The organism is Rhodococcus jostii NBRC 16295 (genome assembly GCF_001894825.1).
In the GTDB taxonomy this organism is placed as follows: domain Bacteria; phylum Actinomycetota; class Actinomycetes; order Mycobacteriales; family Mycobacteriaceae; genus Rhodococcus_F; species Rhodococcus_F jostii.
The window spans coordinates 1-15,766 of sequence record NZ_BCWY01000048.1 but is presented as its reverse complement, the minus strand read 5'-3'; the positions used below and the strand labels follow the sequence as shown (position 1 = coordinate 15,766).

The window sequence follows — 15,766 nt, the reverse complement described above, 5'->3', positions numbered from 1 at the left end:
TCACGTGTCTGCTCTCCATGAGGCGCCCCAGACGGCCACCAAGCTGCTCGTGACCGCCATGGGCCTGATCGATACGTTCGACCCCGGGCAACGGGCGACCGCGATCATCGAAAACTTCGACGACCCGCGGCGGCTGAACTGGGACATCATCCCCAAACCGGACCGCACCGGCATCCCGCTCCATCAACTGGACCGTCACCAGAAGGTGCTGGTGTGGGACCTGATCCGGTTGGCGGTTCCGCTGCGTACCTTCACCAAGGTGCTGGCAATCCCGCAACTCGAGCACGTGCTCCGGGACTACGAGCAGGATTTCCTCGGGCCGGCGCTGCAGACCTGGCGGACATCGGACTCGTACTTTCTGACGTTCTTCGGCCGGCCGGGATTCGAGGACACCTGGACGATGCGGTTCCTCGGGCACCACGTCTGCCTCAATCTGACGATCGTCGACGAGCGGTGGATCTCCGCCACCCCGGTCGCGTTGGGTGCACAACCCACCGAATACGACGGAGTGCTCAAACCCCTCGCCGACGACGAAGGCCTGGCCTTCGACCTGCTGGCAACCCTGAACGACGAGCAGCGCGGCCACGCCGTCATCCACGACGTCGCGCCGGCAGACTTCGTCACCCGGCAGGTGCCGCGGATCGGGGCGTACGAGTATCCCGACCACTACGACCTCGGCATGCCCGGCTACACCATCACCGACGCCGACCGCGTCGCCCTGAAATTCGTCCGCGACCGGCCGTCCGGGATCAGCGGCGCGAAACTGTCCGGTGACCAGCAGCAGGTGTTGCTGGGACTCGTGGATTGCTACCTCGAACGACTACCCGAAGAGGCCGGTGAGCGCCATCGGCGGGCGCTGCGTGACGGGGGCATCGATCGGGTCTTCTTCGCCTGGGCCGGCGCGCAGACACGAGGCGCGCCGCACTACTTCCGCATCCACACCGACCGGTACCTCATCGAGGCGGTCAACGCCGTCGGCGGCGGAAATCACCTGCACACCGTGCTGCGCGACTTCGACAACGACTTCGGGCACGACCTGCTCGCACTCCACGCGGGATCGGATTCGAAGTGGGGTGGCGGTCACCTCACCAGCCGCACCGTGTCCAGCGAACTGGCCGATCCGCACTTGGAACCCTGAGGGTCCCGCGCGGACTGTTGCGCCCTGTCGGGCGTGTCGCGCGAGTGTGAGACTCGTCAAGTTTGCTCATTTCGGTTTCCCAACGGCCTGATCAGCGGTGACACTGTTGATGCAGACATTTAACGTGGACGAAACAATGAGGTGAATGGTGTTGGGTCGCTCGAAGGCAACCGTGGTGTATTCGGTGTCGGGTCGGCCGTCCAACCCGTTCGCGCGACCGGTCGACCGCTTCGCCGCCACCCTGCGAACCGTCATCGTCTCGGTCGCGGGTCTGCTGATCGTGCTCGCCGGTGTGATCGGCACCTGGCAATGGCACGGGGCCAGCGAGCGGGCCGCGCAGCAACGGGCCACCACCACCCTCGTCGAGGCCGTCACCAGCGACGCCGCCCCGATCGCCATGTCACCCCGCGGTTCCGTCCGCACCACTCCGATGGTGAAGGCGACGTGGACGTGGCAGTCGGAGTCCCGCACCGACAGCATCGAGGTGCCGTCGGGGACGCCGGCGGGAACCGAGAAGCGCATCGTCGTCAACGCGGACGGAAGCTGGGCCGGCCCGAGGATCACGACCTCCGACGTCGCAAGCGCCGCCGTCGCGGGAGTACTCGTCACCCTCGGTGCGAGCGCGCTGCTGCTCGGAGCGGTCTGGGCCGTCTGCGCCCGCGCCGTCGAACGCCGCCGCCAGCAGTACTGGGACGAGAGTCTCCACAGACTGTTCGCCACCTACAGTCGCTGAGCCCGCGGGCACAGGGCAACAACCGGTGCAGGGTCCGCCGGTTTGGAGGTGTGCGCGCCGGGCTATTCAGGAGGTGGCCGCGAAAGGTGGGAGCGATGTCCGACAGGGACGCTTCGATATTCGAGAGCGAACGGGAACTCGACGAAGAGTCCGTCCGGAGGGCGCAACGGGCCGTCGCTTCCCACTCGATCGATGCGGACGACTGCCGGACGTTGCTCTCGATGCTCGGAATTCCGCTCGTGCCCGCCGACAGCGAGACGCTGTCCGGCGCGGCTGGTGCCGAGACCGTGTGACAGTCGGCTCCAGGTGAGCCTGTTCATTTGTGTCTTGATTCGACGCCTGTCAATATCGACGTATGTCGAATCAGGAGCCGATGGAGAGCGGCGCGTGTTGCTCGCCGCTGGTACGGGAACCGCTGACCGAGGACTGGGCCGGGGATCTGGCCCGGATGTTCAAGGCGCTCGGTGACCCGGTGCGGCTTCGGCTGCTGAGCCTGGTCGCGTCCCACGCCGGTGGTGAGGCGTGCGTGTGCGACATCTCCGAAACGTTCGACCTGTCCCAGCCGACGATCTCGCATCACCTGAAGGTGCTCCGGTCGGCCGGTCTGCTGGACTGCGAACGCCGCGGCACCTGGGTCTACTACTGGGTGATCCCGTCGGCGCTGCAGCAACTGTCCGCGGTATTGCTCACCGAGAGTGGACCGGCCGTCCTGTCCGAGGCGTGCACGGCGGAGGTGCCGGCATGAACGAGGCCACCACCGAACACCACCACCCGGCCGTCGTCGGCAAGCTCTCGACCCTCGACCGGTTCCTGCCGGTGTGGATCGGCGTCGCCATGGTCGCCGGCCTGCTCCTCGGCCGGATGATCTCCGGGCTCGGCGACACCCTGTCCGCCGTCGAGATCGACGGCATCTCACTGCCGATCGCCCTCGGCCTGCTGATCATGATGTACCCGGTGCTGGCGAAGGTCCGCTACGACCGGCTCGACACCGTCACCGGCGACCGCAAACTCCTCATCGGCTCACTGGTGCTGAACTGGGTGCTGGGACCGGCGCTGATGTTCGCCCTGGCCTGGCTGCTGCTGCCGGACCTGCCCGAGTACCGCACCGGCCTGATCATCGTCGGCCTCGCCCGGTGCATCGCCATGGTCATCATCTGGAACGACCTCGCCTGCGGCGACCGGGAGGCCGCGGCCGTGCTGGTCGCGATCAACTCGGTGTTCCAGGTGATCATGTTCGCCGTCCTCGGGTGGTTCTACCTGTCCGTCCTTCCCGGGTGGCTCGGCCTCGAGCAGACCACGATCGAGACCTCGCCGTGGCAGATCGCGAAGTCGGTGCTGATCTTCCTCGGCATCCCGCTGCTCGCCGGCTACCTGACCCGCCGCTTCGGCGAAAAAGCCAGGGGCCGAACCTGGTACGAGACGAAGTTCATCCCCCGGATCGGGCCGTGGGCGCTGTACGGGCTGCTGTTCACCATCGTGATCCTGTTCGCGCTGCAAGGCGACCAGATCACCTCCCGGCCGGTCGACGTCGTTCGCATCGCGATCCCGTTGCTGGCGTACTTCGCGATCATGTGGGGCGGCGGCTACCTCCTCGGCGCCGTCATGGGCCTCGGGTACGAGCGCACCACCACGTTGGCGTTCACCGCCGCGGGCAACAACTTCGAACTCGCCATCGCCGTCGCGATCGCCACCTACGGCGCCACCTCCGGGCAGGCATTGGCCGGTGTCGTCGGCCCGCTGATCGAGGTCCCCGTCCTCGTGGGCCTGGTCTACGTGTCCCTGGCGCTGCGCTCCCGCTTTACCACCGCCGGAAAGGTACTTTCCTCGTGACCGCGAAACCCAGCGTGCTGTTCGTCTGCGTGCACAATGCCGGCCGTTCCCAGATGGCCGCCGGATTCCTCGCCCACCTCGCCGGAGATGTGATCGAGGTCCGCTCGGCCGGGTCCGCCCCGGCCGAGACCATAAATTCCGCCGCCGTCGAGGCGATGGCCGAGATCGGCATCGACATCTCCGGGCAGTCCCCGAAGATCCTCACGCCCGACGCCGTCCACACCTCCGACGTGGTGATCACGATGGGCTGCGGCGACGCGTGCCCCGTCTTCCCCGGGGTCAGCTACCGCGACTGGGCACTCGAGGACCCGGCCGGCAAGGGCGTCGACGCGGTCCGCCCGATCCGCGACCAGATCAAGGCGCGGGTCGAGGCGCTGATCGCAGAACTGGTCCCCACCACCGCCTGAGACACGAAATCGGCGACACCTCTCACAGCGACTCCACAGCGCATCTCCAGGGCCCTTGTACCGGCGACCGTTTGTATGGACGTAATCCCCGAACAGCCCATGGAGAGGTCCTCATGACGAACAGCCCACGTCACCATGCCGACGAAGTGCACGAGCACGATCGCGGTCTCAGCCACGACCTGAAGTCGATGTTGTCGCGACGGCGCGCGCTGTTCGTGTTCGGCGCCGCGGGTGCGACGGCGCTCGCCGCGTGCTCGACGGCGGGATCCACGGCGTCGTCGACCACATCGGCCGCGGACGCGTCGTCGACCACGGCCGACGCGGCTGCCACCGGAACGTGCGTGGCGGCGGCACCGCAGGAAACTGCGGGACCGTATCCCGGTGACGGCTCCAACGGCCCGAACGTTCTGGTCGAGTCGGGGATCGTGCGTCAGGATATTCGTAGCAGCTTCGGGTCGTACTCCGGGACCGCGGAGGGTGTCGCGACCACGATCGAACTCACGCTCCAGGACCTGACGAAGGACTGCGCGGCCGGCGAGGGAATGGCCGTCTACCTGTGGCACTGCGACCGGGACGGCGAGTACTCGCTGTACGGGCAGGGCATCACCGAGCAGAACTACCTGCGCGGCGTCCAGGTGGCGGACTCCACCGGCACGGTGTCGTTCACGTCGATCTTCCCCGCCTGCTATTCGGGGCGTTGGCCGCACATTCACTTCGAGGTGTTCGACTCGCTGGAGTCGGCGGTGGCCGGCGAGGACGCCCGTCTGACGTCCCAGATCGCGGTGCCGCAGGACGCGTGCACCACAGTCTTCGCCTACGACAGCGGCTACGCGAACAGTGTTCGCAACCTCTCGCAAGTGTCCCTGGACTCCGACAACGTGTTCGGCGACGGCTGGGACGCCGAACTGGCGACCGTGTCGGGTGCACCGGCGAGCGGGATGACCATCTCGATCACCGTCGGCGTCGCCGAGAAGTCGGCGAACACGCAGTCCGCACCGAGCGGTCCGGGCGGGGGCGGCGGACAGCCGCCGATGGGTGCACCCAGTCGGTAACCCTCGTCAGCTGACGTGCCACCCGGGTGGTCTGTCGAGTTCGTTCCATTCGCGGGTCAATTGAGCCTGGTGGTGGCGGAAGGCCATCACGTGGACGATGAGGAAGAAGAGACAGTAGCCGCCGGCCGCCGTCACCCAGATCCCGCACGCGACGCTCACCGCGGTGGCGGCGTTCTGCGAACCGGTGTCCGGTGCGGCGACGATACCGCCGCTCGGGTCCAGCCAGACGGTGATCGTCTGGCCGGCCTTCGCGCCCGCCGCGGTGGGAACGTCGGCGGTGTGCGTGACCCCGCTCACCGACCACTGCACCCGTGCATGACTTTGATACTGCGGTGAGGCGGGGAGAGGTTCGCCTGCGGTGCCGTTGCGGGAATCCTCGACGAGCGTGGCGGGCGCCGGTTGCCGGGTGGCGAGCTCGGCCTGCGTCTGCTGGTCGAGCCGGGTGTACGTCGCCGTTCCGTAGGCGGCGGACAGCGGCACCATCGCGAGCACGAAGAGCACACCCATGATGACGATCACGGATTGGAGCCGGTCGTACCCCCGCATGAGTGGGTTGAGGCTCCACGGCCCCAGTCGCCACAGGCGTATCGGTGCTGCACATGTTTGGCTCATCACGCACCTCCTGTGATTGCCCACCCCCATTGTGCAACCCAAACGCCTGCAGGTGTAGGGCTTTGTGGCACCTGTTTGTGTTCGGCCGCGAGAGGTCCGGCGTCACGCACCGATATCGGCGAACGCCCCGGTCAACGCGTCGATTCCCGCGCGGACCGTGGGACGGTCGTTGTCGGCGCGGCGGAGGGCGTAGATCTCGCGCTCGAGCGTCGGGCGTACCGGGACGATCGCCACGTTGTCCGGTACCCAGACCCGGGCCAACCGCGGCACCAGGGCGGCGGCGAGCCCGTGTGCGACGAACTCGAGCTGAGCCGCGAACTCGGGGACCTCGTATCTGATCTGTGGTTCGACGCCGCGGTTGCGCAACGTCTGCACCAGCCAGGTGTGGAACACCGCGCCCGCCTTCCAGGTCGTCCACGGCATGTCCGCGATCTCGTCGAGGTCGACGTGATCGCGGGATGCCAGCGGGTGGTCCCGGGACAGCGCGACGTCGGCGGAGTCCCGATGCACCAGGGTGTGAACCGCGTCCTCGGGGAGTTGCAGCGGCATGGTGACCCAGCTGTCGACGATGGCGAGGTCGAGTTCGCGGCTGACGATCGACGGGATGAGTTCCTCGGTCTCGCCGACGATGAAGCTGACCCGAAGCTGCGGGTGGCGCCTGCGCAGCGTTGCCACGGCGGTCGGCACGACCACCCGGCCGGCAGAGGAGAAGGATCCGATCCGGAGTTCGCCGACCACGTCGCGGTCGAGTGAGACGACCTCGGATTCGGCCCGTGCCAGGAGCGATATCACTTCCTGCCCGCGCCGGGCGAGGAGCCGACCGGCGTCGGTGAGCTGAACGCCGCGGCCGGCGGGTACCAGCAGTGGGACGCCGACCTCCCGTTCGAACTTGCCGAGTTGCTGCGAGACCCCCGACGGCGTCACGTGCAGCGCACGGGCGGCCGCGCCGATCGATCCGTGTTCGGCGACGGCGCACAACGCGCGAAGTCGATCCAAGCTCAACATGGTAGGAATGCTACCGGTTTCATGACACGACTATTCACTTGTGATGACGGGTGGGGGCTCGGAGAATTTACCGGGTGACTACCGCCCTCCGCTCCCGTCCCCGTGCCCTCGTCGGTCCCTCCTTCAGCATCGCGTCCGTGGATCCGCGACTGCTGGTTCTCGCGGGTGCGGTGGCGACGTCGTTGACCGGAAGTCTCATCAAACTCTCCGGAGTAGAACCGGCCACCTCGACGTTCTTCCGCTGCGTGCTGGCATTACCCATCCTCGGGTTGCTTGCGCTGCAGGAGTTTCGGCGCTTCGGCGGGATTCCGCGCCGGGTGGTGGCGGCGCAGGTATTCGGCGGCATGATGCTCGGTGTCGACTTCGCGCTCTGGGCGCGATCGATCCACCTGATCGGCGCCGGAATCTCGACGGTGGTCGTCAACGTCCAGGTGATCGTCGTGCCACTGCTGGCGTGGATCTTCTTCCGCGCGCGGGTGCCGGTCCGGTTCGTCGTGGCGGTTCCGTTCCTGTTCGCCGGTGTGGCCCTCGCGGGCGGAATCCTGGGCGGCAGTGGCGACGGAGACCAGTTGTTCCTCGGGACGGTGCTGTCACTGGCGGCGGGGGTGGCGTACGGGATCTACATCTTCGTCATCGGCCGCGCCGGATCCGCGCATCGGGCGTCGTCGCAGGTGTTCGTGTCGACGGTCGCCGCGGGGGTCGTCGGGACCGCGGTGGGATCACTGTGGGGAACGGTGGATCTCACCCCGGGATGGCCCGCGGTGGGCTGGTTGGCGGCGTTGTCGCTGAGCAGTCAGGTTCTCGGCTGGGTCCTCATCGGATTCGCCCTGCCCAGGCTCGCCGCCGAGGTGGGCGCCACGTTGCTGCTGCTCCAGCCGGTGCTGGCGATGCTGTTCTCCATCGTGATCGTCCACGAGCGTCCGAGCCTCGGGCAGTTCGCGGGCTGCGCGGTGGTGGTCGGTGCGGTGGGGATGGTGACCCACGTGCGGCCGGCCGCCCGACGCCAGGTGACCGCCCGCCTCGCCGAATGATCGACGAGGCGTGGTCGGCTCAGACGTTCCATCCCGTCCGCAGCCACGGGTCGTCGGCCGGCGGCTCGGGTGGTCGCTGTCTCTGCTTGGCCACGTACAGCGCACGGTCGGCGTGGCGGTACAGCGTGGTGAGTGGGTCGGGTTCGCCGGTGCTGGACGCGGTGCCGAAGCTGAACGGGGTAGGGCACTGCCGGGCGAGTCGAGCGATCACCGCGGGTAACTCTGCGTGGTGCTCTCCGACCACGCAGCAGACGAATTCGTCGCCGCCGACCCGGGCGAGAAGGGCGCCGCGGGGCATGCTCGCGGAGAGGTAGTTCGCCAGGTCGACGAGAACCGCGTCACCTGCAGCGTGGCCGTAGTGATCGTTCGTCGACTTGAACTGGTCGACATCGATGAGCGCCAACGCCACGGAGACCCGCCCCGTTCCGGCGCTTTCGAGTGCGTGCCGGAACGCGAGCTCGAACCCGGCGCGATTGAGCAGGGCCGTCAGCGCGTCGGTACTGGCCGATTCGATCAGAGTCCGGGTCAGGGATCCGAACATCTCGGCGGCGCCGAGCACGCACGCGACGCCCACGACGAGAACGGCGGCCTTCACCGTCACCGCGTTCACGTCGACCGGCACCAGCGTGAGGGCGGAGGGAGCGACGGCGACCGCGACCACCATCAACGCGGTGAGGCAGCCGACGAGGAGTCTCGACTGCAGTTTCGGGTAGAACACGACGAAGTACATCGCCAGGAACATCGCGGCGATCGCGCAGAGCAGTTGGGCGACGGCGAGCACGAGACCGGACATCACGATCGGTGTGGCGAGGAGCGTAGCCGCCGTGCAGATCCGATAGGACCGTCGACTCGGCCTGCGCCCGCCCCGGTACAGGACCACGAGTGCGAACAGTCCGAGAAGGACACCGGCGGTGCGCGCCGCAACGGTCTCCGGCCGGATCGGCAACCCGACCATCGGAGGGAGGACGAACCCCGCCACGTGCAGCGCCGTAGTGATCCACAGGTAGCGGCGCAGGATGCGCGGCTGATAGTCCTGTAGGACCGTGTCGACGGACGAAGCAGCGAGGGGCCTCACCCTGGTAATTATCCAGTAGTGGCCGACGGAAGGGCGGGTCTCACGACAACCGCCCTTCCGTCCGCACCGCTCCGACTGTCAGCTGGATGTGGACGCCGGGGTCGCGAGGGCGTCGTCGTGCCACGGCGGTGTCTGGAAGGTCGCGCCGTACATCGGGAGGTGAATCTGTGCGCCGTATCGCGCGAGCTGATCCCACGGACGGTTGAGGCCGAAGGTGCCGTAGGTGCGGACCCGGGTGACGGCGTCGAGGTCGAGGGTGTCGACGAGGACTTCTTCACCCGAGCCCGCCTGCTGGCGGATGGTGCCCTCGGGGTCGACGACGACGCTCGCGCCGACACCTGCCGGGTCGGCTCCATTGACGTTGACGACGTACACCTGGTTGGTCCAGGCGTTGGCCCGGGAGCAGACGAGTTCCATCTCGCGGTCGCGGGTGGTGGTCAGAGTGGGTTGGATGATCACCTCCGCGCCGAGCCAGGCCAGTTGGCGCGCGGTCTCGGGGAAGGACCCGTCGTAACAGATGGCGAGACCGATGCGGCCGGTGCCCGGGATGTCGAAGACGACGAACTCGCTGCCCGGGGCGGTCTGCTCGTACGGCTGCCAGGGGAATACCTTGCGGTACCGGGCGACGACCTCGCCGACAGGGGACACGGCGATCGCGGTGTTGTAGATCTTTCCGTCGTCACCGCGCTCGTAGAGGCTTCCCGGGACCAGCCACAGACCGGTCTCCTCGGCGAGCGAACAGATCCGGTCGATGTGCGGTCCGGCGAGCGGCTGCGCCACCCCGTCCATCCAGTCGGCGCGGGCCTGCAGGAGGGGCGCCTCCGCGGCCAGCATCAGTTCGGGAACCACGACGAGTTCCACGTGGGGGAAGGTGTCGCGCACGGCGCGGACCTGGTCGGCGAAACGCTGCCAGGTGGCCTCCACGTCGAACGCGACCGGGGCGGTCTGGATGGCGGCGATGGTCAGTGTGCGCATGGTTCAGTCCTCTGTGACGGTCAGTTCGGTGACGGCGGTCCGGCCGTCTCGGAAGAAGCGGCGGAAACGGGTGCGGGCGAGCACCATCACCACGGCGCCGACGGCGATCGAACCGACACCGAGCAGGAACACTCCGCCGATGCCGTGGAACGAGGTGGCCCCGTAGTCCGGGTCGATCATGTCGTGGGCGCTGCGTGCGAACGCGGCGAGCATGATCGTTCCGCCCAGTGCGGGCAGGATGCCCCGGAGGAACAGGTCGCGCGGCGAGCCGGTCAGGCGGTGGCGGAAGTACCAGACGCAGGCGAGGCCGGTGACGCCGTAATAGAAGGCGATCAGCAGGCCGATCGAGAGGATGGCGTCGCCCAGGAAGTTGCCCGAGACGAGGGTGAGCACGGTGAGCAGCACGGCGGCGGTCGCACCGAAGAACACGGTGCCGAACGCGGGAGTGCGGTAGGTGGGGTGAATGCGGGTGAAGGCCCGGGGAAGAGCGCCGTGCGCGCCCATGGACAGGGTGGCACGTGAGCTGCCGATGACACAGGTGAGCAGGGCCGAGATCGCGGAAACACAGATGGCGAGTTCGACCACCTTCGACAGGCCCGTGCCGAGCACCGGCGGCGCCAGCGTGGCCAGGATGTCGGCGGCGTTGTCGGCATTGCTCAGGCCCAGCCCCTCGGTGCCGGTGCCTGCGAAGCTGATCGCCGCGAATCCGGTGAAGAGGTACGTCCCCAGCAGGACGACGGTGGAGATCACCGCGGCCTGGCCGGGGATGCGGCTGCTGTCGCGGGTTTCCTCGTTGACGGTGATCAGTGCGTCCCAGCCCCAGTAGATGAACAGGCACAGCAACACGGCCTCGGCGAACGGGCCGAAGCCACCGAAGGCCAGCGGGTTGAGCCAGGACAGGCTCGGCGAGGCGGCACCGTCGCGGGCGAACGCCGCGGCACCGAAACCGAACAGGGCGATCAACTGCAAGCCCAGCAGCACGTACTGGACGGACGCGGCGAGCTGCAGACCCCGGTAGGCGATCGTGGTGACCGCGGCGACGAGCAGGACGGCCGTGACGATCACAGCGAAACTGTTGGACGCCAACGAGTCCAGGCCCAGTAGGGCCAGGAGGTAGCCGGCCCCGACCCGGGCGAGGGCCGTCATCGCGATGAGGGTCGCGATCTGCACCACCCAGCCGCCGGACAGCCACCCCGTGTGCGGTCCGAAAGCGCGGGTGGTCCAGACGAAGGTGGTGCCGCAGTCCGGCATCTCGCGGTTCAACTCGCGAAAGGCGAATGCTGTCAAGAGGATCGGCACGAATCCGAGAAGGAGGGCAGCGGGCGCGAGGTTGCCGACGACCATCGTCACGAAGCCGAGGGTGACCGCGATGCTGTAGGCCGGCGCGACCGAGGACAGGCCGAGCGCGACCGAGGCGAGCAGGCCGACGGAGCCGCCCCGGAGTCCCTTCCCGGTGGGCGTGGGTGGTGGGTCGAGGCTGGTCTCGGCGTCGGTGGGGTTGGTCGACACGGTGGCTCCTGAGTTCGGAAACGGATTCGTTAAATTAAAATTTAAGAGAAGTGTGATCTACCTGTCAATAGCTGGGCAGGTATTGTTTAAATCTCCGTATAAGAACTAGGGCGAACAGGGGCGACGGCAGTGGCGCGGAAGAAGGATCAGGGGGCCCGCCGGGCCGAACTCGGGGAGGCCGTCCAGCGTGCCGTACTCGCACGCGGACTGGAGGGAGTGCGTCTTCGCGACATCGCGGAGCAGGCCGGCGTCACCCCGGCCGCGGTGCTCTACTACGGAGACCTGGATGCCCTGATCTACGACACGTATCAGCGGGCCATCGAGCGCTTCAGTCAGGAGCGTGAGCGCGTCGCCGAACAGTTCCCCGACGCGCGCGACCGCCTCCGCGCCTGCATCGACCACGGCGTTGCCAGCGGTCCGGACGACGAACTGGTCCGACTCCTGTTCGAGTGCTGGCCGAGAACTCTCCGCGACACCAAGGCGGCGGCCCTGGACAGTTCCCTGACCGAACGTCAAATCGCCGTCTACTCCGGCATTCTCGTCATCGGACAGACGCAGGGCCACTTCACGCTCACCGACGCGCCGCGCCTGCTCGCCGCGAACTTCGTGGCGATGGAGGACGGCTACCAGATGGAGGTGCTGGCCGGACGCCGCAGTCGCGCCGAGGTGATCACCAGCCTGCACTCCTATGCCCGCGCGGCCACGGGTCACGATCTGAGCGGTTAGGTCGAGTACGGGAAACTGGGAGTAACAGATAGGTTGGTTGCGCGTCGCCATGTCTGGCCGCCGAACACCGACAAGGAGTCTCCCATCAAGATCCTGCAGAACGTCGCGGGCGAACTCCGCGAGTGGGAACACGCCGTCACGACGGTGGCGCTCCGGATACGACAGATCGGTGTGCTGATCGACCGCCTCGGGCCCGCGCTCGACGACCTGTCCGCACTGCTCGACGCGGCCAAACAGATCGCGGAGACCGCCGAAGGGCTCGCCGTGAGCGCGAAAGGCATCGACCGGAGCGCCGAGATCATCGCCCGCGACGCGGAGAAGATCGCGGAGGCACTGCCCGCGGTCGAGCGATTGGGCAGGCTCGCGGACCGGCTACCCGGAGGCGGTCGGCGCTACGCTGCCGGCCGGTGACGAGGGTTCGGCGTCCGGGTCGTCCCCGATCCCGGCGATCGGCAGGGCGGCCAGTGCGCGGTCGAAGGCGTCGACGAGCCATTCCCCGGTCACCTCGACCAACTGGGTGTCCTCGCCGCCCGGCTGCCTCTGGACGAAACGCACGGTCCACGGGTGCTGCGCGTCGGGATCGGAGCTGAGATCCCCCGGCGCATTGGTGGCGAGCAGATGGACGCTGTGTTCGAAATCGACCCTGACCGCGTATCCGGAGCCGGTGTTGACGACGGTCGCCGGTCGGCGGGCTGCCAGCGCGAGCGTCATCAGGGCATCGGCGTAACGGGTGATGTGCTGCTCGGTGAGTGGCATGAACGATCACCTTTCGACTGTTGTGACCGTCGCGCCGCCCGCTGTGTTCGTCCTGCAGGCACCCCGGAGATCGTTGGTCCGGAAGACAGACTTCCGGCAGATCACGAGAAGATCGAAGTGGAAGGGGCGTCCTCGCGCACTGTGCGCGAGTGCTACGCCAGAACGGAGCACGGACACGTCGGACGTCCCGTGAACTCGGTAGCTGTGTACTCAACTACGACTAACCGTACGGGGCGGGACCGACATGCGCGACACAGGGTCATGCATCCGACAGCACGGTGGCCCCATGACCTGGAGTCTTGGGACCACCGTGCGGTGCCGTGCAGTGGGGGCTCAATGCTGCAGCACCGGGTAATCGGTGTAACCCTTCGCGCCCTCCGAGTAGAAGGTCAGCGGATCGGGGGTGTTCAGCGGCAGGTCTTCCTGCCAGCGCCGCACCAGGTCGGGGTTGGCGATCGCGGGACGTCCGACGACCACGGCGTCGGCATGACCGTCGTCGAGAAGGGCCAGCGCCTCGTCCCGGCTGGTGACGACCGAGAAACCGCTGTTGACCAGCACGGGACCGCCGAATCGCGCCCGCAGGTCCTGAACGAGGGAACCGGCCGGGTCCTTGTGCAGAATGCTCAGATACGCGGGCTTCAGCCGCGCGATTGCATCGACCAGTGCGCCGTAGGTTGCCCGAACGTCGTCGGCATCCATCTCCAGGGCGTCCTGGATGTTGTGTTCCGGCGAAATGCGGACACCCACACGGCCGGCGCCGATCGCCTCCGCGACGGCCTCGACCACCTCGATCACGAAACGCGCCCGGTTCGCGGGGGAGCCGCCGTACGCGTCCTCCCGCTGGTTCGACGCCGGTGAGAGGAACTCGTGCAGCAGGTAGCCGTTGGCGGCGTGGATTTCGACCCCGTCCAACCCCGCGGCCACCGCATTCCTCGACGCCTGGACGAACTCCTCGATCACTGCGGGGAGCTCTTCGGTGCCCAGCGCGCGGGGGACCGGGTACGGCTCCTTGCCGTCGTAGGTGCGGGTCTCGCCCTCGATGGCGATGGCGCTGGGCCCGACGACCTCGTGTCCGCCGGTGGTTCCCGCGTGGGTGACGCGACCCGCGTGCATGACCTGGGCGACGATCCGCCCGCCGGCCTCGTGCACCGCGTCGGCGACGTTCTTCCACCCGGCGACCTGCTCGGGTGTCACCAGCCCCGGCTGGCCGGGAAAGCCCTGGCCGGCGTGGCTGGGGTAGGTGCCTTCACCGACGATCAGACCGAGGGAGGAGCGCTGCCGGTAGTGCTCCACCACCAGCGGTCCCGGCACGCCGTCGCGCCCGGAACGGACGCGGGTCAGGGGTGCCATCACCACACGGTTGGGCAGTTCCAGTTCGCCGAGGGTCAACGGGGAGAAGAGATTCACAGATATTTGTCCTTTGCGCGTCGTTCGGCTGCACCGTCCTCTGTGCCGCCGTGCAGTATCGGGTCCATGGGGGGAACGGGCGCACGGTCCCGCCTATTCCGAGCTGAGACGACCGTCACCCTGAAGATGTTGCATGCCAAGGAGAGTCGGCAGAAGGACGTGTGTACGATGCCGCCCGCGAGGCGCGGGTCTGCGCTCGACTACAGGCTGTGTCCGCGCTCGAGGAGTGCGTCGAGCCAGAGCAATCCTTCGACGAGGGATTGCATACGGCTGAGCGCGGTGTCGGCCGGCGCGGGTGGTGGCGGAGCGGATCCCGTCCGGTGCCTGTTCTGCAGGTGCCGGACGACGGCGGTGAACAACCACTCGGCGGGTTCGGGCAACTCCTCGTCGAGTGTGTCCCCGTCGTGCACGAGAGGGACGACGTCGACGAAGGTGTCGACGGCGTCGTTGACGCTGGCGGTCGGATCCGCGATGAGGTCGGCGATGGTGGTGACCATCCACGTCACCACCGAGGTGAACGGCGATCGGTCTGTGACGTCGCACGCGATCTGTGAGATCACTGGGGCGAGCGCGTGGAAGTCCCGTTCGCCCACCAAGGTCAGAAGGTGGCCGCCCAGTCGAGCGGCACCGTCGGGCCCATCTGTCGCCATTCCCACGGCAGGTATTCGGCGCCGGCACGGTTGCGGATGGGCGGGGCGAAGAGGCTGCGCCTCGAGGTAAATCCACACCAGTGCATGGCCGGGATTGAGCATTGACTCGAATGTTTGTTCGAACTAGAATTGGAACATGGGGATCGGGGAGGATATCCAGGGGGCGTTGTCGGACGAGATTCTGGCGACTGCGGTCGGTGATGCGTGGCGTCTGGCCGAGGCGGAATTGCTCGACTCGGTGGTGCGGGTGTCGGAGGAGATCCAGCGGCTCGAAGCCTTGCGGGTCAAACTGGTCGGTGCCGTCGACCATCGCTGCCACGTCGATGTGCTGGGGTTTCCGAACGCCAAGATGTGGCTGGCATCGAAGACGTTGCTCGAGGTGGGTGCGGCGGGGCGAATCGTGATGCTGGGCCGGGGTTTGCGGTTCCAGCCGGAGATCGCGGATCAATTCTTCGGCACCACCATCTCGGCGGAGCACGCTGCGCTGGTCATGAAGTTCTGTGAGCGGCCACCGAAGGGCATGCCGGACGAGGCGTTGGACGACTGCCGGAGGGCGTTGCTGCTCGCGGCCACCGGTCCGACCGCGAACACCGATGCGGTGCGTGCGGTGATCGCGCGACTGGAGCGTGTCTTCGAATCGGATGATCCGCCGCCGAGTGAAGACACCGAACGCAACGAGTTCCACGCCTCGAAGACACTGAACGGGCGGGTCGCGGTGAAGGGTGACCTGGATGCGGTGACCGGTGAGATGCTGCTCTCGGCGCTGTCCGGGCTGTCGAAGCCGCGGCCGGCGCAGGATGGAACGAAGGACGAGCGCACCCCGGGGCAGCGGCGGGCCGACGGGTTCACCGAACTGCTGC

General features: G+C 67.6%; 19 protein-coding genes. 11 read left to right on the top strand and 8 right to left on the bottom strand.

The window, feature by feature from the left end; translation table 11 throughout:
• Window positions 1-4 precede the first annotated feature (4 nt).
• From RJ1_RS27175 to RJ1_RS27145, 7 genes are all read left to right on the top strand, one after another.
• Window positions 5-1,138: a DUF3500 domain-containing protein gene (locus RJ1_RS27175; RefSeq protein WP_073365633.1), complete on the top strand. Its 1,134-nt coding sequence runs from the start codon at window positions 5-7 to the stop codon at window positions 1,136-1,138.
• A gap of 145 nt (window positions 1,139-1,283) precedes the next feature.
• Window positions 1,284-1,871 carry an Rv1733c family protein gene (locus RJ1_RS27170; RefSeq protein ID WP_240319828.1) on the top strand — a complete coding sequence of 196 codons (588 nt, stop codon included), beginning with the start codon at window positions 1,284-1,286 and terminating at the stop codon, window positions 1,869-1,871.
• 95 nt (window positions 1,872-1,966) lie between these two features.
• Window positions 1,967-2,164 carry a hypothetical protein gene (locus tag RJ1_RS27165; RefSeq protein ID WP_073365632.1) on the top strand — a complete coding sequence of 66 codons (198 nt, stop codon included), beginning with the start codon at window positions 1,967-1,969 and terminating at the stop codon, window positions 2,162-2,164.
• A gap of 62 nt (window positions 2,165-2,226) precedes the next feature.
• Entirely contained in the window at window positions 2,227-2,616 is a 390-nt protein-coding gene (locus tag RJ1_RS27160) for an ArsR/SmtB family transcription factor (protein ID WP_073365631.1), read from the top strand.
• Window positions 2,613-3,701: an ACR3 family arsenite efflux transporter gene (gene arsB / locus RJ1_RS27155; RefSeq protein WP_073365689.1), complete on the top strand. Its 1,089-nt coding sequence runs from the start codon at window positions 2,613-2,615 to the stop codon at window positions 3,699-3,701. Before RJ1_RS27160 ends, arsB begins: the two co-directional genes overlap by 4 nt.
• Window positions 3,698-4,108, top strand: coding sequence for an arsenate reductase ArsC (locus RJ1_RS27150; RefSeq protein ID WP_073365630.1), 411 nt, complete (start codon window positions 3,698-3,700; stop codon window positions 4,106-4,108). Before arsB ends, RJ1_RS27150 begins: the two co-directional genes overlap by 4 nt.
• A gap of 113 nt (window positions 4,109-4,221) precedes the next feature.
• Window positions 4,222-5,160 carry a peptidase associated/transthyretin-like domain-containing protein gene (locus tag RJ1_RS27145; RefSeq protein ID WP_073365629.1) on the top strand — a complete coding sequence of 313 codons (939 nt, stop codon included), beginning with the start codon at window positions 4,222-4,224 and terminating at the stop codon, window positions 5,158-5,160.
• A 6-nt stretch (window positions 5,161-5,166) separates the two neighbouring features.
• Here RJ1_RS27145 and RJ1_RS27140 read toward each other — a convergent pair whose 3' ends face one another.
• On the bottom strand, window positions 5,167-5,772 hold the full coding sequence (locus tag RJ1_RS27140) for an Rv1733c family protein (RefSeq protein ID WP_073365628.1): 606 nt from the start codon (window positions 5,770-5,772) through the stop codon (window positions 5,167-5,169).
• A gap of 102 nt (window positions 5,773-5,874) precedes the next feature.
• Complete coding sequence (locus RJ1_RS27135) at window positions 5,875-6,777, bottom strand: LysR family transcriptional regulator (protein WP_073365627.1); 903 nt, start codon at window positions 6,775-6,777, stop codon at window positions 5,875-5,877.
• Between the two features lie 74 nt (window positions 6,778-6,851).
• Here RJ1_RS27135 and RJ1_RS27130 point away from each other — a divergent pair, with 74 nt between their 5' ends.
• Window positions 6,852-7,808, top strand: coding sequence for a DMT family transporter (locus RJ1_RS27130; RefSeq protein ID WP_073365626.1), 957 nt, complete (start codon window positions 6,852-6,854; stop codon window positions 7,806-7,808).
• Between the two features lie 19 nt (window positions 7,809-7,827).
• On the opposite strand, the gene RJ1_RS27125 is transcribed toward RJ1_RS27130, so the two are convergent.
• The 3 genes from RJ1_RS27125 to RJ1_RS27115 all read right to left on the bottom strand — a co-directional run bounded on the left by RJ1_RS27125 (window position 7,828) and on the right by RJ1_RS27115 (window position 11,367).
• Window positions 7,828-8,883: a GGDEF domain-containing protein gene (locus tag RJ1_RS27125; RefSeq protein ID WP_073365625.1), complete on the bottom strand. Its 1,056-nt coding sequence runs from the start codon at window positions 8,881-8,883 to the stop codon at window positions 7,828-7,830.
• Window positions 8,884-8,961: 78 nt separating this feature from the next.
• A complete protein-coding gene (locus RJ1_RS27120; RefSeq protein WP_073365624.1) occupies window positions 8,962-9,858 on the bottom strand; it encodes a carbon-nitrogen hydrolase family protein in 897 nt (298 codons plus the stop codon).
• Window positions 9,859-9,861: 3 nt separating this feature from the next.
• Window positions 9,862-11,367: an APC family permease gene (locus RJ1_RS27115; RefSeq protein WP_073365623.1), complete on the bottom strand. Its 1,506-nt coding sequence runs from the start codon at window positions 11,365-11,367 to the stop codon at window positions 9,862-9,864.
• A gap of 129 nt (window positions 11,368-11,496) precedes the next feature.
• On the opposite strand from RJ1_RS27115, the gene RJ1_RS27110 reads away from it, so the two are divergent.
• Both RJ1_RS27110 and RJ1_RS27105 read left to right on the top strand, forming a co-directional pair.
• Window positions 11,497-12,093, top strand: coding sequence for a TetR/AcrR family transcriptional regulator (locus tag RJ1_RS27110; protein WP_073365622.1), 597 nt, complete (start codon window positions 11,497-11,499; stop codon window positions 12,091-12,093).
• 33 nt (window positions 12,094-12,126) lie between these two features.
• The gene (locus RJ1_RS27105; protein ID WP_073365621.1) at window positions 12,127-12,504 is read left to right on the top strand and encodes a hypothetical protein; all 378 of its coding nucleotides are present in this window, start codon (window positions 12,127-12,129) and stop codon (window positions 12,502-12,504) included.
• Here the strand turns inward: RJ1_RS27105 and RJ1_RS27100 are convergent.
• From RJ1_RS27100 to RJ1_RS27090, 3 genes are all read right to left on the bottom strand, one after another.
• A complete protein-coding gene (locus tag RJ1_RS27100) occupies window positions 12,466-12,849 on the bottom strand; it encodes a hypothetical protein (RefSeq protein ID WP_073365620.1) in 384 nt (127 codons plus the stop codon). The genes RJ1_RS27105 and RJ1_RS27100 overlap by 39 nt on opposite strands.
• A 333-nt stretch (window positions 12,850-13,182) precedes the next feature.
• Window positions 13,183-14,256, bottom strand: a complete 1,074-nt coding sequence (locus RJ1_RS27095; RefSeq protein ID WP_073365619.1) for an alkene reductase — start codon at window positions 14,254-14,256, stop codon at window positions 13,183-13,185.
• 200 nt (window positions 14,257-14,456) lie between these two features.
• Window positions 14,457-14,906, bottom strand: a complete 450-nt coding sequence (locus RJ1_RS27090) for a hypothetical protein (RefSeq protein WP_073365618.1) — start codon at window positions 14,904-14,906, stop codon at window positions 14,457-14,459.
• 136 nt (window positions 14,907-15,042) lie between these two features.
• Here RJ1_RS27090 and RJ1_RS27085 point away from each other — a divergent pair.
• The coding region (locus RJ1_RS27085; RefSeq protein WP_143169565.1) for a DUF222 domain-containing protein at window positions 15,043-15,766 on the top strand (724 nt) is incomplete at its 3' end.